Genomic DNA, 24,067 nt, shown 5'->3' with positions numbered 1-24,067 from the left:
TTCAGGCGTGCTGGGGGACCTCGTCCCGGAGGGATTCGCGGACCATCTTGCGCAGCTCCGCGCTGTCGGTGTGGCCGTGGACCGACACGGCGTGCTCACTGGCGGCGCGGACCACTTCCTCCTCCTCGCCGGAGATGGCGAGGGTGCAGTTGGTCTCGCTCGGGAATTCTCTGCAGTCGGCTGTTTTGCGCATAACGCACCTTCTTCGGTTATGCACCAGTTTATTCCCGTTTCCGGCCTCGAAACGAGCTCGGGCCCGGTTCGGTCGGGGCCGCCCGGGCTGACCCGAATGGCGACATGCGGGAAGCCCGGTTCCCGGCCCGTCCCGACGGGCGGATTACCGGGCTGGGAGCTGGGCACAACGCTTGCATGCTCGCCGCGCGGCACCCGTGGGGCGGGCGCATCAGGCGGCGTGCCCCGTTGCCGCGGGCTCTGAGTCGATTTATCGTCCCAGCACGAATCGCGAGCAAGATCACAATATGTGAAGGGGCCGCGGCCATGGTGGCGAAGAAGACCGCCGTACAGCATCCGGCGTCGGGCAGATCCACGGGCGCGGACACGAAGAAGACCGCCGCCACGAAGACAGCCGCAGAGAAGACAGCCGCAAAGAAGACAGCCACAAAGACGGCTACAAAGAAGACCGCCGCCAAGGAAGCCGTGGCGAAGAAGGCTGCCGTGAAGAAGGCCGTCGCCAAGAAGGCGGTCGCCAAGGTCGCCGACCTCGGCAAGAAGACGGACGCCGACGAGAGCGAGGCCAAGGAGCCCGCCTCGAAGAAGGCCGCCGCGGCGAAGAAGGCCCCCGCGGCCAAGAAGACAGCTGCCAAGAAGAGCACGGCCAAGAAGACGGCCGCGACCGCGGCCGAGGGTGCGGCTCAGGCCGCGGAGACGACGGGAGCCACGACAGTGGTCACGAAGAAGACTCCGGGCACGGCGACGGCGGCCAAGAAGCCGACGGCGGTGCCCAAGGCGCGCATCGCCGCCGCGGAGCCCGGTGAGCTCGCGGTCCGCCCCGGCGAGGACCCCTGGACCCCGGAGGAGGTCGAGGAGGCCCGCGCGGAGCTCCAGAGCGAGGCACTGCGGCTCGGCAGCGAGATCGCCTCGTCCGAGGACGCCCTCGCGGGCCTGATGCGCGACTCCGGGGACGGCGCGGGCGACGACGACGCGGACACCGGCACGAAGAACATCACGCGGGAACACGAGATGTCGCTGGCCGCCAACGCGCGCGAGATGCTCGAACAGACGGAGCGCGCCCTGGAGCGCCTCGACGCGGGGACGTACGGCATCTGCGAGAACTGCGGTAGTCCCATCGGCAAGGCGCGGATGCAGGCCTTCCCCCGCGCGACCCTGTGCATGGACTGCAAGCAGAAGCAGGAACGGCGCTACTGAAGGCGGCCTGACCACCTGGTGCCGTACGTGTGTGCCGTACCCTCGTCCCCAGTCAGGTACCTAGGTTGAGGGACTCACGTGGCAGAGGCGGAGCGCATCATCGGTACGCCGGATATCCCCGAGGCCGACGGGGCCGAGCCGGAGCAGTCCGCCTCGGGCTCCGGCGAGGCCGCGGGGCAGGACGAGCCGGCGTCGCCGGACGAGCAGGGCCCCCAGGGCAAGGGGAAGCGCAAGCTCCTGGCCCTGTTCGCGGTGGCCGTGATCGCGTACGCCCTGGATCTCGTCAGCAAGATGATCGTCGTCGCGAAGCTCGAACACCACGAGCCGATCGCGATCATCGGGGACTGGCTCCAGTTCAACGCCATCCGGAACGCGGGCGCGGCCTTCGGGATGGGCGAGGCGTTCACCGTGATCTTCACCTTCATCGCGACGGCGGTGATCGTGGTCATCGCCCGCCTGGCCCGCAAGCTCTACAGCATGCCGTGGGCGATCGCGCTCGGCATGCTGCTGGGCGGCGCCCTGGGCAACCTCACCGACCGGATCTTCCGTTCCCCCGGTGTGTTCGAGGGAGCGGTGGTCGACTTCATCGCGCCCAAGGGCTTCGCGGTCTTCAACCTCGCCGACTCGGCGATCGTGTGCGGCGGCTTCCTGATCGTGATCCTGTCCTTCCGCGGCCTGGACCCGGACGGCACCGTCCACAAGGACTGAGCGCCCGGGGCGAGGGGCTCGCGGTGCGGGACTGTCGGCGGCCTCCTGCATACTCAATGGGTGAGCACGATTCCCGAGATCCGTACCCTGCCCGTGCCGGACGGCCTGGAGGGCGAGCGCGTCGACGCCGCCATCTCCCGCATGTTCGGTTTTTCCCGCACGAAGGCCGCCGAGCTGGCGGCGGCAGGCAAGGTGATGGTCGACGGCAGCGTGGTCGGCAAGTCCGAGCGTGTGCACGGCGGCGCCTGGCTGGAGGTGGAGATGCCGCAGGCGGCCGCCCCGGTGCAGATCGTCGCCGAGCCCGTTGAGGGCATGGAGATCATCCATGACGACGACGACATCCTCGTGATCGTCAAGCCGGTGGGCGTGGCCGCGCACCCGAGCCCCGGCTGGACCGGCACCACGGTGATCGGCGGCCTCGCGGCCGCCGGGTACCGCATCTCGACCTCCGGTGCCGCCGAGCGCCAGGGCATCGTGCACCGCCTGGACGTGGGCACCTCCGGTCTGATGGTGGTCGCCAAGTCGGAGCGCGCGTACACCTCCCTGAAGCGGCAGTTCAAGGAGCGCACGGTCGACAAGCGGTACAACGCGCTCGTGCAGGGCCACCCCGACCCGATGAGCGGCACGATCGACGCCCCCATCGGCCGCCACCCGAACCACGACTACAAGTGGGCGGTCACGGCCGAGGGCAAGCCCTCCGTCACGCACTACGACCTCATCGAGGCGTTCCGCGCGGCCTCGCTGCTCGACATCAAGCTGGAGACGGGCCGCACGCACCAGATCCGCGTGCACATGGCGGCCCACCGCCACCCGTGCGTGGGCGACCTGACGTACGGAGCCGACCCGACCCTCTCCAAGCGGCTCGGTCTCACCCGCCAGTGGCTGCACGCGGTGCGCCTCGGCTTCGAGCACCCCGGGGACGGGCAGTGGGTGGAGTTCGAGAGCACCTATCCGGACGACCTCCAGCAGGCGCTGGACCGCGTCCGCGCGGAGAGCTCGTGAGCGCCGCGGTCACCTGCCGGGTCGCGGTCGGGACCGACGACCTGGAGGCCTGCTTCGCGGTCCGCAAGGAAGTCTTCGTCGTGGAGCAGCAGGTCCCCGAAGATCTTGAGTACGACGCGTACGACGCCGACGCGGTGCACGTCATCGCGGTCCGCGACGACGGTCTTGCGCTGGGCACGGGCCGCCTGCTCGCCGGTGCGGCGGCCGCCGCGAAGAACGGCGGGAACGCAGAGGTGGGCGCCCTCGGCCGGCTCGCGGTGACCAAGGCGGCGCGCGGCCTCGGTGTGGGCGCGGCCCTGGTGCGGGCGATAGAGGACGCGGCACGCGCGCGTGACCTCACCGCCGTCGACCTGCACGCGCAGACGCACGCCCTCGGGTTCTACGAGCGCCTGGGGTACGAGGTCTACGGCCCCGAGTTCCCGGACGCCGGGATCCCGCACCGGGCGATGCGCAAGGCGCTGGTCTAGCGAGCGGGGCGGGCGCCCGGAGGGGCATCGGCCGGTTCGCGGGGAGTGCGTGGCAGGGTTGAGGTCTTGATCGTCTGAGCCCCGGACAGTCCCGACAGCCCCGGGCCGGCGAGCTGCCTTCAACCGTCTCGAACCGCCGGAGGGCGCACCGTGGACCAACTGGCGCTGCTGCTCATTCTGTTGCTCGGTGCCGTCGTGACGGTGCCGTTGGGGGAGCGGCTCGGGCTGCCCGCGCCCGTCCTCATGACGCTGGCCGGGATCGCGCTCGCCTTCGTCAGCTGGGTCCCGAACGTCGAGATCCCGCCCGACTACATCCTGCCGCTGGTCCTCCCGCCCCTCCTGTACGCGGCCGTCCAGCGCACCTCCTGGCGGCAGTTCGCGGCCAACAGACGCCCCATCTTCCTGCTCGCCGTGGCCCTGGTCTTCGTGACGACAGCCGCGGTCGCCGCCATCGCCAACTCGGTGGTCCCCGGCCTCCCCATCGCCGCGGCGGTGGCGCTCGGCGCGCTCGTGGCGCCGCCCGACCCGGTCGCCGCGACCGCCGTCGCCGGGTCGCTCGGCCTGCCGCGGCGGCTCGTGTCGATCCTGGAGGGGGAGGGTCTCTTCAACGACGTCACGGCGATCGTGCTCTACCACGTGGCGATCGCGGCGGCGATCAGCGGGACGTTCTCCTGGCCGTCGGCGGTGGGGCAGCTGGTGCTCTCCGGAGTGGTCGCCGTCGCCGTGGGCGTCGCGCTCGGCTGGCTGACCAACAAGCTCATGGGGGTGCTCGGCGAGGCCACCCTGCAGACCGGCCTGACGCTGCTCGTGCCCTTCGTGAGCTACGTGCTCGCCGAGGAGCTCCTCGGCTCCGGCGTGCTCGCCGTGCTGACCACCGCGCTCTATCTGGCGGAGCACGGCGCCGACGCGGACGACGTGCTCGGCCGGATCACCGGGCAGACGTTCTGGCAGATCGTCGACACCTTGGTCACCGGCGTCGCCTTCGGGCTCATCGGGCTCGAACTGCACAACGTCTTCGGCACGGCGAACGGCCGTGAGCTGCAGATGATCGGCTGGGGCGCGGCGATCGTCGCCGTCGTCATCGGTGTACGGCTGCTGTGGCTGCTGCCCGCGACCTGGCTGGCCAAGCGGCTGCACAAGCTGCGGGACTACGACGAGGAAATCCCCACGACCTGGCGCGAGACCGTCGTCATGTGGTGGTCCGGGATGCGCGGCGTGGCGTCCGTCGCCCTCGCCCTGGCCATTCCGCTCAAGACGGAGAACGGCGACCCCTTCCCGGCCCGCGACGAGATCATCTTCACCGCCTTCTGCGTGATCATGGCCACGCTCGTCGTGCAGGGGCTCACCCTGCCCTGGCTGGTGAAGAAGCTCGGGGTGCGCGCGGACACGGACGCCGAGCGCGCCGCCGAGCGGGACCTCGCCATCCGGGCCGCCAAGGCGGCCAAGCGCCGCCTGAAGGAGATCGAGGAGGTCGAGGAGCTGCCGGAGGACCTCTCGGAGCGGCTGCTGCGCGGCGCCTTCGACATCGGGGCCAGGATCAGCCCCGACATCGTCGACGACGAGCGGCGCGAGCGGTACTCCAAGCGGGCCGACCGTCTCAAGGCGGTCCAGCGCATCCAGCGCGACATGATGTCGGCCGCACGCCACGAGATCCTCGCCGCACGCAGCGAACCCGGCGCCGATCCGGAGATCGTCGACCGGGTCCTGCACCAGCTCGACGTACGCAGCCTGCGGTCCTGAGGGCGGCCCGGGGCTCAGCCCCGGCCCGTGCGGGGCACTATCGGCGGCGGCGCATGCGGACCGTCGTCCTCCGGCGGCAGTTCGGCCCAGGCCGTGCTGACCTTGGGCAGCGCGTACGCGTGGTGTTCGGTCAGCCAGCGGACCAGGTGCTCGCGCACGGTGACCCGCACCGTCCAGATGTCGTCCGCGTCCTTGGCGGTGACCAGGGCGCGCACCTGGATCGTGTTCGGCGTCGTGTCCGTGACCGCGAGGCCCCAGTCCCTGCCGTCCCAGGCGGCGCACTCGCGCAGGATGTCCTGCAGCTTCTCGCGCATCTCGGTGATGGGCGCGGTGTGGTCCAGCTGGAAGAAGACCGTGCCGGTCATCTGGGAGCCGCCGCGCGACCAGTTCTCGAAGGGCTTCGACACGAAGTAGGACACCGGCATCGTGATCCGGCGCTCGTCCCAGGTCCGTACGGCCAGGAAGGTCAGGGTGATCTCGTCGATCGTGCCCCACTCGCCGTCCACGACGACCGTGTCGCCGATCCGCACCATGTCGCCGAAGGCGATCTGCAGCCCCGCGAAGAGATTCGACAGCGTGGACTGGGCGGCGACGCCCGCGACGATGCCGAGGACACCGGCCGACGCGAGCAGCGACGTCCCGGCAGCCTGCATGGCGGGGAAAGTGAGAAGCATCGCACCGACGGCCACGACGCCGACGATCGCGCTGACCACCCGCTGGATGAGGGTGACCTGCGTGCGCACCCGCCGGACGCGGGCGGGATCGCGGTGCGCGTTGGCGTACTGGGCGTAGGTGGCCTCCACGATGGCGGTCGCGATACGGACGAGGAGCCAGGCCACCGACCCGATGAGCACCAGGGTCAGGGTCTGCGCGATCCCCGCGGAATGGTCCTTTCCGATCTCCGCTTGTTCGAATGAGCCGCGCAACAGGGCAGCACACAGGGACAGTTGCAGTGGCAGTCGGCAGCGGCGCAGCAGACCCCACAGTGGGTTGTCGGGGTGGCGGTCATCGGCCCGGCGCAGCAGTACGTCGGCCAGCCAAACCACGGCCAGCGTGAGCACGACCGAGCCGCCGACCACGATCAACGGACGCAGTACGTTCTCCATGCCCCCGAGGGTAGGTGGCACGATGGCCTCATGAACATCATGCTTTTCCACTCGACGTACGGGCTGCGGCCCGCGGTGCACGCGGCGGCCGACCGGCTGCGCGCGGAAGGCCACGAGGTGTGGACGCCCGATCTGTTCGACGGGCGCACCTTCGACACCGTCGAGCAGGGCATGGCCTTCAAGGACGAGCTCGGCAAGGACGAGCTCCTGAAGAGGGCGATCCTGGCCGCCGCGCCCTACTCCGAGCGGGGTCTCGTCTACGCCGGGTTCTCGTTCGGCGCCGCCACCGCGCAGACCCTGGCCCTCGGCGACGACAAGGCGCGCGGACTGCTGCTCCTGCACGGCACGTCCGACATCGCCGAGAACACGACGGTGGACGAGCTGCCGGTGCAGTTGCACGTCGCCGAGCCCGACCCGTTCGAGACGGACGACTGGCTGAGCGCGTGGTACCTCCAGATGGGCCGCACGGGCGCCGACGTCGAGGTCTACCGCTACGCGGGAGCGGGCCACATCTTCACCGACCCCGACCTGGACGACTACGACGCCGAGGCGGCGGAGGCGACGTGGCGGACGGCGATCGGCTTCCTGGAGACGCTCTAGCAGGGTGCCTCCTGGCCCTTCACGCGCGCGTGCAGCGTCCCACGGGGGCGTCGGCGGGCGGCTTGCACATGATGCCGAAGTCGGCGTCGCTGGAGCTGAGGTAGCGCCCCGCGCAGTCCTTGTCGGTGGTCCTGCCGCGCTCGGCGCAGAACCGCAGCGCGGCCCGGCCGTCCGCGAAGGGCCCGGGGGCGTAGATCACCCAGTAGCCCGGCCGCAGCGACGCGTAGTCGTCGCTGCGCAGGTAGCGCGCCTCCGGCACGTCCTCGCGCACGGCCGCCAGCCGGCGGTCGCGGTCCTCCGTACTGGAGCCGACGGGCTCGGAGAAGAGCTGGGCGATCCAGCTGCCCGACGCGGGCGGGACGCCGGGAGAGGACTCCGGGTGCCCGGGCGTCTTGCCGGGCTTCGGCGTCTTCGGCGACGCTTCGGGCGAAGCCTCCGCGGAGGCGCGCGCACCGCCCTTGCCCTGCGCCCTGTCCGTCTTCGTCCCGTCCTGCAGCGCCAGCACCAGGGCGGCGCCGGCCACCAGGGCGAGCGCCACCGAGACCGCCGCGACGAGCGTGGGCGTACGTCTGCGGGTCTTGGCGGGCGGCTGCCCCACCAGGGTCGCCGACCGGGGCGCGGCCGGCGTCGGCTGCCGGGTGACGCCGTTCGCCACGTCGGCGAGCAGCGCGTCGAGGTGCTCCGCGTCCGGGCGCAGCGCCGGGTCCCGCACCAGCAGGGCGGTCAGGACCGGGGTGAGCGCCTCCGAGCGCACGGGCGGCGGCACCGGTTCGTCGAGCACGGCGGCGAGCGTGGCGAGGGTCGTGGCGCGGCGCAGCGGGCTGACGCCCTCCACGGCGACGTAGAGGACGACGCCGAGTGACCAGAGGTCGCCGGCCGGACCCCGGTCCGTGCCGCGGATGCGCTCGGGCGCGATGTACTCCGGCGAGCCGATCAGGTCGCCGGTCGCGGTGAGCTGCGTGGAGCCCTGGAGGGAGGCGATGCCGAAGTCGGTGAGGACCACGGAGACGCCGGTGCCGGGGGCCTCCTCCCGCAGCAGGATGTTCGCGGGCTTCACGTCCCGGTGCAGGATGCCCGCCGCGTGGGCGACGCGCAGCGCCGAGAGCAGCTGGCGGCCGATGCGGGCCGCCTCCCGGGGCGGCAAGGTGCCCTGCTCCAGGAGGTCTTGGAGCGTGCGCCCCGGCAACAGCTCCATCACGAGCCAGGGGTGCGGGCCCGTGTCCACGATGTGGTGGATCGTCACCACATGGGGGTGGTTGAGGCGGGCCAGCGCCCTGGCCTCGCGCAGCACCCGCTCCCGCAGGACGCGCGACTGTTCGTCCGTCAGCTCGTGCAGCGCGGGGCGCACTTCCTTGACGGCCACCTCTCGGTGCAGCACGGTGTCGCGCGCCCGCCACACCGTGCCCATGCCTCCGCTGCCGAGCCGCTCGATGAGCTCGAAACGACCGTCCACCACGTCCCCCGGGTCACTCATGCCGTCAGAGTAAGGGGCGGCTTCGGCAGCGACGCACGTGACCCGGTCAGCGCACCGGCGCGTACGCCCGCTCGACCCGCTGGGTGCCGCTGAGGGTGCGGTACGAACGGGCCCACTTGGAGGTCGCGTCAGGGTCCTTGCGGTCGGAGAGGACGTAGTAGTCCATCTGCGAGCGCTCGGCGGTGACGTCGAGTACGCCGTAGCCGTGCGAGTCCATGTCCAGCCACTTCACATGGCGGTTGGCCGCCTTCACCGCGCCGACGGCGACCAGCGAGAGGGTGTGCGGGGCGACGTGCAGCATGTCGTCCACGTTGTCGGAGGTCACGGACGTGACCACGAACTCCGTGGCCGCGGAGGGCGATCCGGGGTACGTGGCGGCCCTGACCGGCACGTCGTTCGCCCACGCCATGTGGATGTCGCCGGTGAGGAAGACCGTGTTCCGGATCGCCTGGTCGACCAGGTGGGAGATGAGCTCCTTGCGGTCGTCGGTGTAGCCGTCCCACTGGTCGCCGTTGACGGCGAGACCTTCCTTGGGCAGCCCGAGCAACTCCGCGATGGGCTCCAGGAGATGGGCGGGCACGGAGCCGAAGGCCACCGGCGAGATCATCACCGAGGTGCCGACCAGCTTCCAGGAGGCGTCTGACGAGGCCAGGCCCGCCTTCAGCCAGTCCAGCTGGGCGCGACCCGTGATCGTACGGTCGGGGTCGTCCACGTCACCGCTGCCGAACCCCGCCTGCTCGGAGCGGAAGGAGCGCAGGTCGAGCAGGTGCAGATCGGCCAGCTTGCCGAAGCGCAGGCGGCGGTAGACGGTGCCTTCGGTGGAAGGGCGTACGGGCATCCACTCGAAGTACGCCTGCTTGGCGGCCGCCATGCGCTGTGCCCAGCCGCCCTCGGACTCGGGGGAGTGGTTCACCGCGCCGCCCGACCAGGTGTTGTCGGCGAACTCGTGGTCGTCCCATATCGCGATCAGGGGGTGCGTGGCGTGCATCGCCTGCGCGTCCGGGTCCGTCTTGTGGGCGCCGTGCCGGGTGCGGTAGTCGGCGAGGCTGACGATCTCGTGCCGCGGCTCGTGCTGCCGCACCCCGTACTCGGCGGCCGGGTATTCGCCGCTCTGGTACTCGTAGATGTAGTCGCCGATGTGCAGCACCGCGTCGAGCTCGGTGCGGGCCGCGAGATGGCGGTACGCGGAGAAGTAGCCCGCCTCCCAGTTGGCGCAGGAGACCACCCCGAACCGGACACCAGGGGCGGCCGATTCGTGCGCGGGAGTGGTGCGGGTGCGGCCCACGGGGGAGTGTACCGGGGTTCCGTCGGACCCGGAGCCGCCCACGGAGAAGCGGAAGTAATAGGTGGTGCAAGGGCTCAAGCCCCTTACGTCGGCCTTGACCGTGTGGTCGGCCGTGGCCCGCGCGGTCGTGCTGCCGTGGCCGACGACCTGGGCGAAGCCCTTGTCCTTGGCGATCTCCCAGCGCACTTCGGTGTCGGGGCCCTTGCCGGAGCCCGGCGTGGCCTCGGGCGTCGGCGTCAGGCGGGTCCACAGCAGGACACCGTCGGGCAGCGGGTCCCCCGACGCGACGCCGTGGTGGAACGCGGGTCCCGCGGCGGCGTGGGCGAGGGGAGCGGCGGCGAGCGGCGCGAGGGCCGCGGTGGCGGCAGCGGCCTTGACGACCGTACGGCGGCTCGGGGCAGGGGAGTTGAGCGGTCTGTGTGCGCTGTTTCGACTGGTCACGAGCGATTACCTTACTGATCAGTAATCGCCAAGAGCGGGCGAACAAGGAAACGTTCGCCCGCTCTTTCGCCGTGCGCCGCTCAGCGAGCGGCCCGCTGTCCGCTCAGGCCTTGAGCGCCGCGTCGATGGCCGTCTTGTACTCCTCGACCGTCGAGGGCGCGTTCTTCTTGTCGGAGCCGGTCAGCTTCTTGCCGTCCATGACGAAGGAGGGGGTGCCGTCGACGCCGTCCTTGTTGTCGTCGAACTTCTTCGACATCTCCAGGGCCCAGCGGTCGTACGTGCCGTCCTTGACGTCCTTCGCGAAGGTCTTGCTCTTCTTGAGCTCCGGGACCTGATTCGCGATCTTGGTCAGGTAGGCGTCGTCCTTGAACTTGTCCTCCGTCTCGGAGGGGTGGTTCTCCTTGGAGAACAGCGCCTTCTTGTAGTCCAGGAAGGCCTGGTCGCTCACGTTCAGGGCGGCACCCATCGCGCTGAGCGCGTTCTTGGAGCCCTCACCCGTGAGGTTGCGGTCGAGGAACGAGGCGCCGATGAACTGGATCTTGTACTTGCCGTCCTTCAGGTCCTTCTCGACCGTCGGGCCCACGGTCTGCTCGAAGCTGGCGCAGACCGGGCAGCGCGGGTCCTCGTAGACCTTGAGGGTCTTCTTGGCGCTGTCCTTGCCGAGGACGACGGTCGTGCCGTCCGTGCCCGTGGAGTTGGTCGGCTTGACCAGCTTCTCGTCCTTGGCGGCTTCCCAGTGGTCGGGCTTGTTGGCCTGCATGACGGCGTAGCCGACGCCGCCCGCGATCGCCAGGACCGCGACGACGGAGACACCGACGACCATCGACCGCTTCCGCTTCTGCCGCTTGCGCTCGGCTTCCTGCTGGGCGCGGATCCGCTCGCGGGCCGCCGACTTGGCCGCCTGGCTGTTGCGCTTGCTCATGATGTTGTTCTCCGTAGGGGTGACGTGCGTGGGGACGGTGGTGCTCAGGCGAAGACGGCCGAGCACGGCGGTCCACGCCGTCCCACGAAGTGCACGAGAAGCCGCGTACGCGCGGTACGCACCCGGCGCACGGGACGCGGGGCCCGCAGGACGGGCCGCGGGCGGATGCCCGCCGCGGCGACCGCGACGAGCAGCGGCCGGAAGGTGGAGGCGGTCACCGCGCGCAGTACCTGCGCCAGGGCGCGTTCCCCGCGCCGCAGCCAGGCGGCCGCGAGCAGGCCGACCGCGATGTGCGCGCCGAGCAGCAGCCAGGCGGCACTCGGCTCGGCGTCGGCGAGCAGCACGGTGGCCCGGTGCCCGTCGCCGCCGGTCATCTGGGCCAGCGGGGTGCCGACGCCGGCGCCGCCGCACAGCACGTCGAAGCCGACGGAGCGCAGCGGGCCCGCGACGGGGCCGCCCGCCTGGCCGTAACAGACGTGCTGCCCCGCGGTGAACACCGTGTCGGCAGCCAGCTCGAGGGGGATGAGCAGGGCGGCGATGCGGCCGTAGCCACGCTCGCGGCCCGCCAGCGCGTACGCGATGACGAAGACCGCGCCGGAGATCACCGCGACGGTGGTCAGCGGCAGCGGGGCGCGGGACAGCAGCACGTGCGACGCGGCGGAGAGCGTCACGACGAGCGCCGTGAAGAGCGCCGCACGCACGGCTCTGAGCTGGGTCCCGGATATGTCCATCGCGCAGCTGAGTGTGCCATGTGCTCCCGTAAGGCAGCCCTAAAGGGTGCCTATGAGTCGCACGGCGTCGTCTTCGTGCCTACAGACCCGGGATCCGGCCGTTGCGGAACAGGTCGACGAAGATCTGGTGGTCCCTGCGGGCCCGCGCGCCGTACTCGTGCGCGAAGTCCACGAGCAGGTCGCCGAAGCCCTCCTCGTCCGCCGCGATGGCGGCGTCGATCGCGCGCTCCGTGGAGAACGGCACCAGGTCCGAGTGGCCGCTCTCGTCGTCCGCGGCGGAGTGCATCGTGGCGGTGGCGCGGCCCAGGTCGGCGATGACCGCGGCGATCTCCTCCCAGTCGTCGATGTCCGACCAGTCCAGGTCCACCGCGTACGGAGAGACCTCGGCGACCAGCTGTCCGGCGCCGTCCAGCTCGGTCCAGCCCAGCCACGGGTCGGCGTGCGCCTGCAGCGCGCGCTGCGAGATGACCGTGCGGTGGCCCTCGTGCCGGAAGTAGTCGCGGGCCGCGCCGTCGGTGATGTGCCGCGAGACGGCCGGGGTCTGCGCCTGCTTGAGGTAGATCACGACGTCGTTCTCCAACGCGTCGCTGTTGCCCTCCAGGAGGATGTTGTACGAGGGCAGGCCCGCGGAGCCGATGCCGATGCCGCGCCGGCCGACGACGTCCTTGACGCGGTACGAGTCGGGGCGGGTGAGCGATGACTCGGGCAGTGTCTCCAGATAGCCGTCGAAGGCGGCGAGCACCTTGTACCGCGTGGCCGCGTCGAGCTCGATGGAGCCGCCGCCCGGCGCGAAGCGGCGCTCGAAGTCGCGGATCTCCGTCATGGAGTCCAGGAGACCGAAGCGGGTCAGCGAACGCGCGTCGCGCAGCGCGTCCAGGAGCGGGCCCTGGGCGGTGTCCAGCGTGAAGGGCGGCACCTCGTCGCTCTTGGCGCCGGTCGCCAGGTCGTGGATCCGCTCGCGGTACGCCGCCGCGTAGATCCGGACCAGGTCGGTGATCTGCTCGTCGCTGAGCGCCTTCGTGTACCCGATCAGGGCCACGGAGGCGGCGAAGCGCTTCAGGTCCCAGGTGAAGGGGCCGACGTACGCCTCGTCGAAGTCGTTCACGTTGAAGATCAGGCGGCCCTGGGCGTCCATGTACGTGCCGAAGTTCTCCGCGTGCAGGTCGCCGTGGATCCACACCCGCCCCGTGCGCTCGTCCAGGTAGGGACCGCCGTGCTGCTCGCGCTCCAGGTCCCCGTAGAAGAGGCAGGCCGTGCCGCGGTAGAACGCGAAGGCGGAGCCGGCCATCTTCCGGAACTTCACCCGGAACGCGGCGGGGTCCGCGGCAAGCAGCTCGCCGAACGCGGTGTCGAAGACGGAGAGGATCTGCTCGCCGCGCTGCTCAGCGGTGGGCTGCGGTTCCGACATCGCGGGGTGCCTCCAGGTAACGGGTGGTGCCAGGTGGTGCATGACATTTTGGACAGGTGTTCCGACCTGTCCAACGCACGACGGTACCCCCGAGTGCCCGCCGCTTGTCAGAGCTCCGGATTAGACTTCCACGCTGTCCCCCCAGACTGCCCGCAGCCTGTCACCATTCGTTCTCCGGAGGCCTTCCGCCGTGACCAAGCCGCCCTTTACGCACCTCCACGTCCACACCCAGTACTCGCTGCTGGACGGTGCCGCGCGGCTCAAGGACATGTTCGACGCCTGTAATGAGATGGGCATGACGCATGTCGCCATGTCCGACCACGGCAACCTCCACGGGGCGTACGACTTCTTCCACTCGGCGCAGAAGGCGGGCGTGACGCCGATCATCGGCATCGAGGCGTATGTGGCGCCCGAGTCCCGCCGCAACAAGCGGAAGATCAAGTGGGGCCAGCCGCACCAGAAGCGTGACGACGTGTCCGGTTCGGGTGGTTACACCCACAAGACGATCTGGGCGGCGAACAACACCGGGCTGCACAACCTCTTCCGGCTGTCGTCGGACGCGTACGCCGAGGGCTGGCTGCAGAAGTGGCCGCGCATGGACAAGGAGACCATCTCCCAGTGGTCGGAGGGCCTGATCGCCTCCACCGGCTGCCCCTCCGGCGAGCTCCAGACCCGGCTGCGCCTCGGCCAGTTCGACGAGGCCGTCAAGGCCGCCGCCGAGTACCAGGACATCTTCGGCAAGGACCGGTACTTCCTGGAGCTGATGGACCACGGCATTGACATCGAGCGCCGGGTCCGCGACGACCTCCTGCGGGTCGGCAAGAAGCTGGGCATCCCGCCCCTGGTGACGAACGACTCGCACTACACGTACGCGCACGAGTCCGTCGCGCACGACGCCCTGCTCTGCATCCAGACCGGCAAGAACCTCTCGGACCCGGACCGCTTCCGCTTCGACGGCACCGGTTACTACCTGAAGTCCACGGACGAGATGTACGCCATCGACTCCTCGGACGCCTGGCAGGAGGGCTGCCGCAACACGCTCCTGGTGGCCGAGCAGATCGACACCACCGGCATGTTCGAGAAGCGCGACCTCATGCCGAAGTTCGACATCCCGGAGGGCTTCACCGAGGTCACCTGGTTCCAGGAGGAGGTCCGGGTCGGCATGAACCGCCGCTACCCGGGCGGTGTCCCCGAGGACCGGCAGCAGCAGGCCGAGTACGAGATGGACATCATCATCCAGATGGGGTTCCCGGGGTACTTCCTGGTGGTCGCCGACTTCATCATGTGGGCCAAGAACAACGGCATCGCGGTGGGCCCCGGCCGTGGCTCCGCGGCCGGCTCGATCGTCGCGTACGCCATGGGCATCACCGACCTCGACCCCATCACGCACGGCCTGATCTTCGAGCGGTTCCTCAACCCCGAGCGCGTCTCCATGCCCGATGTCGACATCGACTTCGACGAGCGCAGGCGCGTCGAGGTGATCCGGTACGTGACCGAGAAGTACGGCGCCGACAAGGTCGCCATGATCGGCACGTACGGAAAGATCAAGGCGAAGAACGCCATCAAGGACTCCGCGCGCGTGCTCGGATATCCGTACGCGATGGGAGACCGCCTCACCAAGGCGATGCCCGCCGACGTCCTCGGCAAGGGCATCGACCTCTCCGGCATCACCGACCCCAAGCACCCGCGCTACAGCGAGGCGGGCGAGATCCGGGGGATGTACGAGAACGAACCGGACGTGAAGAAGGTCATCGACACCGCCAAGGGTGTGGAGGGCCTGGTCCGGCAGATGGGCGTGCACGCGGCCGGCGTCATCATGTCCAGCGAGCCGATCGTGGACCATGCGCCGATCTGGGTGCGGCACACGGACGGCGTGACGATCACGCAGTGGGACTACCCCCAGTGCGAGTCGCTCGGCCTGCTCAAGATGGACTTCCTGGGCCTGCGCAACCTCACCATCATGGACGACGCCGTCAAGATGGTGCGCAACGACAAGGGCATCGACCTGGAGATGCTCTCGCTCCCGCTCGACGACCCCAAGACCTTCGAACTGCTCTGCCGCGGTGACACGCTCGGCGTCTTCCAGTTCGACGGCGGCCCGATGCGCTCGCTGCTCCGCCAGATGCAGCCCGACAACTTCGAGGACATTTCCGCCGTCTCGGCCCTGTACCGGCCGGGCCCGATGGGCATGAACTCGCACATCAACTACGCGGAGCGCAAGAACGGCCGCCAGGAGATCACGCCGATCCACCCGGAGCTCGAAGAGCCCCTGAAGGAGACGCTCGGTCTGACCTACGGCCTCATCGTGTACCAGGAGCAGGTGCAGAAGGCCGCGCAGATCATCGCCGGCTACTCCCTCGGCGAAGCCGACATCCTGCGCCGTGTGATGGGCAAGAAGAAGCCCGACGAGCTGGCGAAGAACTTCGTCCTGTTCCAGGAGGGCGCGAAGAAGAACGGCTACTCGGACGCCGCGATCCAGGCCCTGTGGGACGTCCTGGTCCCCTTCGCCGGATACGCGTTCAACAAGGCGCACTCCTCCGCGTACGGCCTCGTCACGTACTGGACCGCCTACCTCAAGGCGAACTACCCCGCCGAGTACATGGCGGCGCTGCTCACCTCGGTGAAGGACGACAAGGACAAGTCGGCCATCTACCTGAACGAGTGCCGGCGCATGGGCATCAAGGTCCTGCCGCCCAACGTGAACGAGTCCGTGCACAACTTCGCCGCCCAGGGCGACGACGTGATCCTCTTCGGCCTGGAGGCCGTCCGGAACGTCGGCACGAACGTGGTCGAGTCGATCGTCCGCTCGCGCAAGGCCAAGGGGAAGTTCGCCTCCTTCCCCGACTACCTCGACAAGGTCGAGGCCGCCGCCTGCAACAAGCGCACCACGGAGTCCCTGATCAAGGCGGGCGCCTTCGACACCATGGGGCACACCCGCAAGGGCCTCACCGCGCAGTACGAGCCCATGATCGACAACGTGGTGCAGGTCAAGCGCAAGGAGGCGGAAGGGCAGTTCGACCTCTTCGGAGGGGGCGAGGAGACCGGCGGCGAGCCGGGCTTCGGGCTCGACGTGGAGTTCTCCACCGACGAGTGGGAGAAGACGTATCTCCTCGCCCAGGAACGGGAGATGCTCGGTCTGTACGTCTCCGACCACCCCCTCTTCGGCCTGGAGCACGTCCTGTCCGACAAGGCCGACGCGGGCATCGGACAGCTCACCGGCGGTGACTACTCGGACGGCTCGATCGTCACCATCGGCGGCATCATCTCCGGCCTCCAGCGCAAGATGACCAAGCAGGGCAACGCGTGGGCGATCGCGACCGTCGAGGACCTCGCGGGCTCCATCGAGTGCATGTTCTTCCCGGCGACCTATCAGCTGGTGTCGACCCAACTCGTCGAGGACGCCGTGGTGTTCGTCAAGGGCCGCCTCGACAAGCGCGAGGACGTGCCGCGCCTGGTCGCGATGGAGATGCAGGTGCCCGACCTGTCGAACGCGGGCACCAACGCGCCCGTCCTGATCACCATTCCGACGGTGAAGGTGACCCCGCCGATGGTCAGCCGCCTCGGCGAGATCCTCAGCCACCACCGCGGCAACAGCGAGGTGCGGATCAAGCTCCAGGGGGCCCAGAAGACGACGGTGCTGCGGCTCGACCGGCACCGGGTCCAACCGGATCCCGCCCTTTTCGGTGACCTGAAGGTGCTGCTCGGCCCGTCCTGCCTGGCCGGGTAAGGCCAGATTCATGTGAAGGGGCGCACCCGGAATTCCGGGTGCGCCCCTTCACGCTTATCCGCCCGTGTGGGCGTCGGTCAGGCGTCAGTTGTGGCCGAAGCGGCGCTGATGCTTGCGCGCGACCTCGGCCGGGCTGCCCTGCGACTGCACGGCGTCCTTCATGCGCGACTCGGCCTGCTCCGAGGACGACTTGGCCTGCTCCTGGGCCTGCTCGGCGGCCGAGGCGCGGTTCTGGTCGCCACCCTGCTTGCGGTTCTTGTTCTTGGCCATGGTGATCTTCCTCCTGAGGGGGATCTGGGGGCCAGGATGCGACCAGATTCACATACGGCGACAAGCTGCGCATTTCAGAGAATTACCGTGCGTAATAAGCCCTGTCGGAGAGTGAAGTCGAGATACGCCACGCCGAAGATCGAGTTCCGGCCGTTAACCTCCGCCGGGTCGGGCAGACTCGAAGGAAACCCGAACCATTACTTCCAGGGAATCTCCAGGGAAAGCTCCAGGGAAAGAGGGTGGATCGCGTGGACCGCTGCATCGTCCTGGTGGACGCCGGGTATCTGCTGGGCGCCGCCGCGAGTCTCCTCGCGGGCGAGCCCTCCCGGTCCCGGATCACCGTCGATCACACCGCCCTCATCCAGGGCATCCGCGAGCGCGCCGAATCCGACACCGAGCGCCCCCTGCTCCGGATCTACTGGTTCGACGGAGCCCCCGACCGCGTGCCGCAGCCCGAGCACCGCAGACTGCGCGTCATGCCCCGTGTGACGGTCCGGCTCGGCGCCCTGACCCGCAGCGACGGACGGTGGGCCCAGAAGGGCGTCGACGCCGCCATGCACGCCGAGCTGACGGAGCTGGCCCGCAACCGCGCCTGCTCGGACATCGTGCTCGTCACCGGCGACGGGGATCTGCTGCCCGGCATGATGGCCGCCAAGGAGCACGGCGTCGCCGTCCACCTGTGGGCCGTCCAGGCCGCCGACGGGGACTACAACCAGTCCGAGGACCTGGTGGCCGAGGCCGACGAGCGGCGCGTCCTGGACCGGGCCTGGATCACCAAGGCCGTACGCCCCAAGGAGCTCACCGGCGTCTGCGCGCCCTCCCCCATTCCGCGCCCCGAGATCGCCGCCATCCTCTCCGCGCCCCTGCCGGAGTCCGCCCTCGCGGCCGGCGCCCAGCGCGCCGCCGAGGAGGCCGCAGGAGTCGCCCGGCACGCCCAGCACGGCGAGCACCCCTCACACGAGCAGCACGCCGAAGCCGGGGCCAACGGCGACAGCGGCGGCGCCCACCACATCCCGCCGGGCAAGGGCGTGCCCACCCCCAAGGACCTGGCCGCCCTGCGCGGCCCCGGCACCCAGGCAGCCGCCCCGCACCCCACCAACGCCACGCTGCGCTGGTCCTCCGACAAGGGCTGGGTCGAGCGCCCCGGCGGAGCCGCGGAGAGCCCGGAGGCCGCGGCCCTGCCGACGCTCGCCCAGCTGACGACGGCCGAGCAGCGCTGGGCGGACCGCGAGGAGGACATCACCACCGTCGGCGGTGACCCCTTCGAGGTCGGGCAGGTGTTCGCGCGCCGCTGGATGGCCCGCCTGCCGGAACAGCACAACCTGCAGAAGCTCTCGACGATGTACCCGCGCATCCCGCACCGCGTCGACGGCGAGCTCCTGCGGTACGCGGCCCGCTTCGGCCTGCTCGCCCACAAGGACGACCAGATCGACGAACACGACCGGTACGCGATCCGGGCCGGCTTCTGGCGCGAGATCGACGTGCACACGGCGGTGGAGCACGCACCGGTGGGCGACCGCTCCGGCGAGTGACCGAACAGGGACGCGAACGAGTGACGGAACACGTCCGCAGATGACTGATACGGGGCGTACTGGGCGCCCCGGGCGACGTACCGGGCGCGGGACCCCGTACCCTCGTCCTTCGTGAGTACGCGCTCGGCACAGGGAGTCCGACAGGGGCTCCGACAGGGTCACGGCAGTGATGCCGTCTGCGCGGTGCGCGACCTCGTCAAGACCTATCCCGCCGCCCGCGGCAGGCGCGGCACGCCCGCGACGCCCGAGGTGCGCGCCACCGACGGCATCAGCCTCGAGGTGCGGCGCGGCGAGATCTTCGGCCTGCTCGGGCCCAACGGCGCGGGCAAGTCCACCCTCGTACGCCAGCTGACCGGCCTGATGCGGCCCGACAGCGGGAGCGTCGAGATCCTCGGGCACGACATCCTGCGCCACCCCGAGCGGGCCGCGCGGATCCTCGCGTACCTGGGCCAGGAGTCCACCGCGCTCGACGAGCTGACCGTCTCGCTCGCCGTCGAGACGACCGCGCGGCTGCGCGGCCTCGACGTCCGCGCGGCGCGGGCCGAGCGGGACGGCGTACTCGAGGAGCTCGCGCTCACCCCCCTCGCATCACGGCCGCTGAAGAAGCTTTCCGGCGGGCAGCGCAGGCTCGCCTGCTTCGCCACCGCCCTGGTGGGGCAGCGGCCGCTGCTCGTCCTCGACGAGCCGACGACCGGCATGGACCCCATCGCGCGGCGCGCCGTCTGGGGCGCGGTCGACCGGCGCAGGGCCGAGCACGGCACGACGGTGCTGCTCGTCACCCACAACGTCATCGAGGCCGAGACGGTCCTGGACCGCGTCGCCGTCCTCGACCACGGCAAGGTCATCGCCTGCGACAGCCCCGTGGGGCTGAAGGAGCAGGTCGCCGGCGAGGTGCGGGTCGAGCTCGTCTGGCGGGAGCGGGCGCCGCTCGACGTCCCCGAGGTCGCCGCGCTGCGCTCCTCCGCGGTGGAGTCCGGCCGGCGCTGGTCGCTGCGGCTGGCCCCCGACGAGGCACGGGCCGCCGTGGCGGCGGTCACCGGCGGGGCCGCCTTCGCCGCGCTCGACGACTTCACCTTGGCCACACCGAGTCTGGAGGACGTGTATCTCGCCCTGGGCGGGAACGGGGAAGGGCTGGTGAAGGCGTGACCTTCGCCGGACGGATGAACAGCGAGAGCAGGAGGGCCGTTCGGTGAGTGCCGTTCCCCTGGAAGCGGCCGTACGGGCCGACGACCGAGAGTGGCAGGCCGAGGCCGCCGAGCCCCTGGGGCCCCGTGCGCGGCTGTTTCCCGCGCTCGCGGCCGTCTACCGGGCGCAGCTGTCACGGGCCCGCGTCGCACGCATCCCGCTGCTCTTCGTGGCCACCTTCCAGTCCGTCGGGATCATGATCCTGATGCGGGGCGTCGTGGACGGGGGCGGTGAGGCGCGTGCCGTCGTCGCCGGGTCCTCCGTGCTCGTCGTCGCGTTCGTCGCGCTCAACCTGCTCGCCCAGTACTTCGGGCAGCTGCGGGCCGACGGCGGCCTCGACCACTACGCCACGCTGCCCGTGCCGCCCGCCGCGGTGGTCCTCGGCGCCGCGGCCGCCTACGCCTCGTTCACCGTGCCGGGCACGCTCGTCACCGCGGTCGTCGGGTGCGGTCTCTTCGGGCTCCCGATGGCGAACCTCTGGGTGCTCGCCGCGGTGATCCCGTTGGCCGGTGCCGCGCTCGCCGGGCTCGGCGCCGCCCTCGGGCTGCTCGCGCCCCGCCCCGAACTGGCCACGCTGCTCGGCCAGTTGGGCATGTCGGCGGCGCTGCTCCTCGGTGTGCTGCCGGCCGAGCGGATGCCCGGGTTCCTGCAGTACGCGCGTGACCTGCTGCCCTCGACGTACGGGGTCGAGGCGTTCGCCCGTACCTTCGGGCCGCATCCGGACTGGGCGACCGTCGTCCTCGATCTCGCCGTCTGCGCGGGGGTCGGCGTCGCCTCGCTCGCGATCGCCACCTGGGCGTACCGCCGTGCGGCCGTGCGATGACGCGGCCCTCGCCGTGCGGTGAAGCGGTCCTCAGGTAGTACTGGCACCATGTGTGGGTGACTGCACCGCTGACGCCCTCCCAGCCGCCCCACGACCGGCCCCCGCACGACCCCTGGCAGCAAGCCGCTCAGCCGTCCGGAGCCGTTCCCCCGCAGGCGGACGAGGAGGACGGTCCTGGCATGAAGACCGAAGTGCGGCAGGCCGCGGTGATCGCGGTCGTGGTGGCTGTCTGCGGCGTGGTGCTCGGCCTGCTGTGGCTGTGGCTCGCGCCCCGTGTGCCGTTGATCGCCGACAGCGAGACGGTGTACCTCAAGGACACCGAGGGGGAGCAGGCGATCGGCGTCGACGGAACGTTCACCCTGCTCGCGCTGGCGTTCGGCGCGGTGAGCGGCGCCGTGGTGTTCCTGCTGCGCAGGCGGGGCGGCATTCCGCTGGTCGTCGGCCTGGCGGCCGGGAGCCTGCTGGGGGCCGTGCTCGCCTGGCGGCTCGGGATCTTCCTCGGGCCCGAGACGGATGTCGTCGCCCATGCGAAGTCCGTGGGCAAGGGCGTGGCGTTCGACGCCCCGATGGAGCTCAAGGCCAAGGGCGCGCTGCTCGCCTGGCCCGTAGCCGCGCTGCTCGTGCACCTGGGTCTTACCGGGCTCTTCGGGCCGCGGGACCCCGAGCCGTACCCCCTGCCCTACGGGGACCCCGGGCGGGCAGAGGGCAGCTCGGACGCGACCGGGGCGTGAGACCGCCCCCCGGGCCGCTCGTGGACGTCAGGCGGGTCGGACGGTCAGGCGGGGCGCTTTCCGTGGTTCGCCTTGCCCTTGCGCACCCGCCACTTCCTCTTGCGCGTCTTCTTCGACATGAGGGTGGTACTAGTCGAGCCCGTGGCCCCCGTCGAGGGCCTATTCACGCCCGATCGGGGCCAGTACCGCGTCCGTGAGACGCGCCAGTTCATCGGGGGCCAGTTCGACCTCGAGGCCCCGGCGGCCCGCCGACACGCAGATCGTGGTGTGCGAGGAGGCCGAGTCGTCCAGGACGGTGCGGAGCTTCCTGCGCTGGCCGAGGGGTGAGATGCCGCCCCGTACGTACCCCGTGGTGCGTTCGGCGGCGGCGGGGTCCGCCATCACCGCGCGTTTGCCGGAGACCGCCGCCGCCAGGGCCTTGAGGTTCAGGGTGCCCGCCACCGGGACCACGGCCACCGTCAGCTCGCCGTCGACCTCCGCGACCAGGGTCTTGAAGACCCGGGCGGGGGAGACGCCCATGGCCTGGGCCGCCTCCTCGCCGTACGAGGGGTGCGCGGGGTCGTGTTCGTAGGCGTGCACCGTGTGGTCGGCGCCCGCTGCCGTGAGGGCCACCGTCGCCGGGGTGCCGCCCGTGCCCGACTGCTTCTGCTGTTTCTTCTGCTTCTTCGCCAAAGCGCTCGCGCCTTACGTCAGTTGAGGCTCGTGGTGCCGCGCGTGAGGTCCGTCGCGGGCAACGACGGCAGATTACGGATGATCGCGGTCTCGGCGCGAAGGACTTTCAGCTCCTCGTGCAGGCGCGACGCCGTGTCCGGCGCCTCCAGGAGCCGCTGCTTCGTGGGGGTGTCGAGGACGGCCGCGGCGGCGACCAGGTACGACACCACGGACGGGTCGTCCGGCAGTTCGGCGCCCGTGGACAGGGACCGCTCGCGCGCCCCGGCAAGCCGCTTCTGGTAGGCGCGGAACGCCCGCAGGACGCCCTCGGCAAGGGCGCCCGCCTCCTCGCCCGGCTCCTCGGGCAGCTCCTCGACCTCCGCGGTCAGGAAGGCGCCCGACGCGTCCACCGAGTGCAGGCGCACGCGGGTGGTGCCGGTGGCGAGCACCTCGAAGCCGCCGTCGGCGCGCTCCCTGATCGTCGCCGCGTCCGCGATGCAGCCCACCGCGTGGAAGGCCTTGAGCGGATCGTCGCCGAAGCCCGCGGTCGGGCCCTGCTCGGGCTGTGCGGTGGGGTCCGGGAGGCCCGGGGCGCTTGGGGCGACCTCGAGGCCGTCACGGATGGCGACGACCGCGAAGAGGCGCTGCTCCTCGTCGGGAGTCTTGAGCAGATCGCGCATCATGGCGCGATAACGCTCCTCGAACACGTTCAGCGGGAGGACGAGTCCCGGGAACAGCACCGAGTTGAGCGGGAAGAGCGGAAGCCGGACGGTGGTCACGAGCTGCAAGCCTAATGGTCGCCGGAGCCCGCTCGTCCGCCACCGGTGCGCAGCGGGGTCCCGGAGGCCACCTCGATGCGTATGCCGTCGCGCAGTTCCAGGAACTGGCCGAGCGGATCGTCGGACATGCGGTCCCAGGGGAAGGACGTCGCGCGGGGCCCGATGAGGCGCATCTGTTCCAGGGCGTCGCTCCACCGCTCCAGGCGTACGAGGACGAACGCGAGGACGTTGCGGACCTCGGCGGGCCAGGGGTCCCCGGCCTCGTACTCGTCGGACACCGCGATCCCCAGGTCGGCCGCGGCGTCCAGGCGCTCGCGCGGCACGCTCCCCGAGGCGCTGGTGAGGTACGCGAAGGCGGCCCGCGCGGGCAGCGCCTGGATCAGCGAGCCGGGCAGCGCGTCGCGGGCGGCCCGCTCGGCGAAGTCGAAGCACTGGCCGTGCGAGCCGTACCAGGACGCGGAGAGGTACTGGAGCGCCGAGGCGTGGCAGCCGTAGTGGTGCGAGGAGCGGTGCACCGCCTCGGCGCGGATCTCGTCGAAGACCGAGTGCGGGGCATGGGTGCCGCGCGCGTGGTCCAGGGCGATCCGCCACGGCACGGGGTCGCGCGGGTCCGCCTCGGCGGCGGCGGTGATCAGGGGCGCCGTCTCGCGAAGGAGCTCGACGCGGGCGGGCGATTCCCAGCCGCGGACGACCGCGAGCTCGGCCTTGACGAGCAGCGCGTCCGGGTCGTGCGGCGACGCGGCCTGCCAGTCGTCGAACCACTCGGGGCGGGAGCGGGCGAAAGCGGCCAGACGCGTCGTGTAGCGGTCGCGGTTCTCCCATTCGTTGCCCTCGCGCGTCATGGCGAGCAGTTTCGCGGCGGGGCCGTGATCGCCGCGGCCGGCGGCGACGAGTGCGGGGCCGAGCCGGTCATCGGGCGCGTCGAGGAGCACCTCGTCGTCGGGGGTCAGACCGGAGGCGAGGAGTGGTGTGTTCCTGACCATGCGAGCGGTGCGGATCAGGGCGCGCAGAAATGCCATCGTGTGGGTATTGAAATCCGCAGGTCGGGGCAGTGCCAGAGGATGGCCGGTGAAGCTTTGGCATCAGTCGTTAGGTTGCC

Annotated in this window: 22 protein-coding genes; 11 read left to right on the top strand and 11 right to left on the bottom strand. The window is 70.7% G+C overall.

Annotation, left to right across the window (positions count from 1 at the left end; translation table 11 throughout):
* Nucleotide 1: 1 nt before the first annotated feature.
* Nucleotides 2-193 (bottom strand): DUF1059 domain-containing protein, encoded by a 192-nt coding sequence (locus AB0I66_RS14830; RefSeq protein WP_363208222.1) that lies wholly within the window; start codon nucleotides 191-193, stop codon nucleotides 2-4.
* Nucleotides 194-498: 305 nt separating this feature from the next.
* Here AB0I66_RS14830 and AB0I66_RS14825 point away from each other — a divergent pair, with 305 nt between their 5' ends.
* The 5 genes from AB0I66_RS14825 to AB0I66_RS14805 all read left to right on the top strand — a co-directional run bounded on the left by AB0I66_RS14825 (nucleotide 499) and on the right by AB0I66_RS14805 (nucleotide 5,303).
* Nucleotides 499-1,386 (top strand): TraR/DksA C4-type zinc finger protein, encoded by an 888-nt coding sequence (locus AB0I66_RS14825; protein ID WP_363208221.1) that lies wholly within the window; start codon nucleotides 499-501, stop codon nucleotides 1,384-1,386.
* 78 nt (nucleotides 1,387-1,464) lie between these two features.
* Nucleotides 1,465-2,094 carry a signal peptidase II gene (gene lspA / locus AB0I66_RS14820; protein ID WP_363208220.1) on the top strand — a complete coding sequence of 210 codons (630 nt, stop codon included), beginning with the start codon at nucleotides 1,465-1,467 and terminating at the stop codon, nucleotides 2,092-2,094.
* A gap of 60 nt (nucleotides 2,095-2,154) precedes the next feature.
* A complete protein-coding gene (locus AB0I66_RS14815) occupies nucleotides 2,155-3,096 on the top strand; it encodes an RluA family pseudouridine synthase (RefSeq protein ID WP_363208219.1) in 942 nt (313 codons plus the stop codon).
* On the top strand, nucleotides 3,093-3,563 hold the full coding sequence (locus AB0I66_RS14810; protein WP_363208218.1) for a GNAT family N-acetyltransferase: 471 nt from the start codon (nucleotides 3,093-3,095) through the stop codon (nucleotides 3,561-3,563). Before AB0I66_RS14815 ends, AB0I66_RS14810 begins: the two co-directional genes overlap by 4 nt.
* A gap of 150 nt (nucleotides 3,564-3,713) precedes the next feature.
* Complete coding sequence (locus AB0I66_RS14805; protein ID WP_363208217.1) at nucleotides 3,714-5,303, top strand: Na+/H+ antiporter; 1,590 nt, start codon at nucleotides 3,714-3,716, stop codon at nucleotides 5,301-5,303.
* A 14-nt stretch (nucleotides 5,304-5,317) separates the two neighbouring features.
* Here the strand turns inward: AB0I66_RS14805 and AB0I66_RS14800 are convergent, their stop codons facing one another.
* Nucleotides 5,318-6,409, bottom strand: coding sequence for a mechanosensitive ion channel domain-containing protein (locus AB0I66_RS14800; protein WP_363208216.1), 1,092 nt, complete (start codon nucleotides 6,407-6,409; stop codon nucleotides 5,318-5,320).
* A gap of 30 nt (nucleotides 6,410-6,439) precedes the next feature.
* Here AB0I66_RS14800 and AB0I66_RS14795 point away from each other — a divergent pair, with 30 nt between their 5' ends.
* Complete coding sequence (locus tag AB0I66_RS14795; RefSeq protein ID WP_363208215.1) at nucleotides 6,440-7,009, top strand: dienelactone hydrolase family protein; 570 nt, start codon at nucleotides 6,440-6,442, stop codon at nucleotides 7,007-7,009.
* A 19-nt stretch (nucleotides 7,010-7,028) separates the two neighbouring features.
* Here AB0I66_RS14795 and AB0I66_RS14790 read toward each other — a convergent pair whose 3' ends face one another.
* The 5 genes from AB0I66_RS14790 to AB0I66_RS14770 all read right to left on the bottom strand — a co-directional run bounded on the left by AB0I66_RS14790 (nucleotide 7,029) and on the right by AB0I66_RS14770 (nucleotide 13,270).
* Nucleotides 7,029-8,483 carry a protein kinase gene (locus tag AB0I66_RS14790; RefSeq protein WP_363208214.1) on the bottom strand — a complete coding sequence of 485 codons (1,455 nt, stop codon included), beginning with the start codon at nucleotides 8,481-8,483 and terminating at the stop codon, nucleotides 7,029-7,031.
* 46 nt (nucleotides 8,484-8,529) lie between these two features.
* Nucleotides 8,530-10,209: an alkaline phosphatase D family protein gene (locus AB0I66_RS14785; protein ID WP_363208213.1), complete on the bottom strand. Its 1,680-nt coding sequence runs from the start codon at nucleotides 10,207-10,209 to the stop codon at nucleotides 8,530-8,532.
* Between the two features lie 103 nt (nucleotides 10,210-10,312).
* Nucleotides 10,313-11,131, bottom strand: coding sequence for a thioredoxin domain-containing protein (locus AB0I66_RS14780; protein WP_363208212.1), 819 nt, complete (start codon nucleotides 11,129-11,131; stop codon nucleotides 10,313-10,315).
* Between the two features lie 44 nt (nucleotides 11,132-11,175).
* Nucleotides 11,176-11,862, bottom strand: a complete 687-nt coding sequence (locus AB0I66_RS14775) for a hypothetical protein (RefSeq protein ID WP_363208211.1) — start codon at nucleotides 11,860-11,862, stop codon at nucleotides 11,176-11,178.
* A 79-nt stretch (nucleotides 11,863-11,941) separates the two neighbouring features.
* The gene (locus AB0I66_RS14770) at nucleotides 11,942-13,270 is read right to left on the bottom strand and encodes a DUF2252 domain-containing protein (protein WP_363208210.1); all 1,329 of its coding nucleotides are present in this window, start codon (nucleotides 13,268-13,270) and stop codon (nucleotides 11,942-11,944) included.
* A 190-nt stretch (nucleotides 13,271-13,460) separates the two neighbouring features.
* Here AB0I66_RS14770 and dnaE point away from each other — a divergent pair, with 190 nt between their 5' ends.
* Nucleotides 13,461-16,997: a DNA polymerase III subunit alpha gene (dnaE, locus tag AB0I66_RS14765; protein WP_363208209.1), complete on the top strand. Its 3,537-nt coding sequence runs from the start codon at nucleotides 13,461-13,463 to the stop codon at nucleotides 16,995-16,997.
* Between the two features lie 84 nt (nucleotides 16,998-17,081).
* Here the strand turns inward: dnaE and AB0I66_RS14760 are convergent, their stop codons facing one another.
* Nucleotides 17,082-17,267, bottom strand: a complete 186-nt coding sequence (locus tag AB0I66_RS14760) for a hypothetical protein (RefSeq protein ID WP_363208208.1) — start codon at nucleotides 17,265-17,267, stop codon at nucleotides 17,082-17,084.
* Between the two features lie 248 nt (nucleotides 17,268-17,515).
* On the opposite strand from AB0I66_RS14760, the gene AB0I66_RS14755 reads away from it, so the two are divergent.
* The 4 genes from AB0I66_RS14755 to AB0I66_RS14740 all read left to right on the top strand — a co-directional run bounded on the left by AB0I66_RS14755 (nucleotide 17,516) and on the right by AB0I66_RS14740 (nucleotide 21,538).
* Entirely contained in the window at nucleotides 17,516-18,799 is a 1,284-nt protein-coding gene (locus AB0I66_RS14755) for an NYN domain-containing protein (RefSeq protein ID WP_363208207.1), read from the top strand.
* 183 nt (nucleotides 18,800-18,982) lie between these two features.
* Entirely contained in the window at nucleotides 18,983-19,945 is a 963-nt protein-coding gene (locus AB0I66_RS14750; RefSeq protein WP_363208206.1) for an ABC transporter ATP-binding protein, read from the top strand.
* Between the two features lie 58 nt (nucleotides 19,946-20,003).
* Complete coding sequence (locus tag AB0I66_RS14745; protein ID WP_363208679.1) at nucleotides 20,004-20,807, top strand: ABC transporter permease; 804 nt, start codon at nucleotides 20,004-20,006, stop codon at nucleotides 20,805-20,807.
* Between the two features lie 56 nt (nucleotides 20,808-20,863).
* Nucleotides 20,864-21,538 carry a DUF2567 domain-containing protein gene (locus tag AB0I66_RS14740; protein WP_363208205.1) on the top strand — a complete coding sequence of 225 codons (675 nt, stop codon included), beginning with the start codon at nucleotides 20,864-20,866 and terminating at the stop codon, nucleotides 21,536-21,538.
* 159 nt (nucleotides 21,539-21,697) lie between these two features.
* On the opposite strand, the gene ybaK is transcribed toward AB0I66_RS14740, so the two are convergent.
* From ybaK to AB0I66_RS14725, 3 genes are read right to left on the bottom strand one after another with little or no spacing between them, the layout of a single operon-like run.
* Entirely contained in the window at nucleotides 21,698-22,210 is a 513-nt protein-coding gene (gene ybaK / locus AB0I66_RS14735; protein ID WP_363208204.1) for a Cys-tRNA(Pro) deacylase, read from the bottom strand.
* A 17-nt stretch (nucleotides 22,211-22,227) separates the two neighbouring features.
* The gene (locus AB0I66_RS14730) at nucleotides 22,228-22,968 is read right to left on the bottom strand and encodes an LON peptidase substrate-binding domain-containing protein (RefSeq protein ID WP_363208203.1); all 741 of its coding nucleotides are present in this window, start codon (nucleotides 22,966-22,968) and stop codon (nucleotides 22,228-22,230) included.
* A gap of 11 nt (nucleotides 22,969-22,979) precedes the next feature.
* Nucleotides 22,980-23,987: a hypothetical protein gene (locus AB0I66_RS14725; protein ID WP_363208202.1), complete on the bottom strand. Its 1,008-nt coding sequence runs from the start codon at nucleotides 23,985-23,987 to the stop codon at nucleotides 22,980-22,982.
* Between the last annotated feature and the right edge of the window lie 80 nt (nucleotides 23,988-24,067).

This window comes from Streptomyces sp. NPDC050439, from assembly GCF_040655335.1.
Classification (GTDB): Bacteria; Actinomycetota; Actinomycetes; order Streptomycetales; family Streptomycetaceae; genus Streptomyces.
This window is presented reverse-complemented; position numbering and strand designations above follow the sequence as displayed.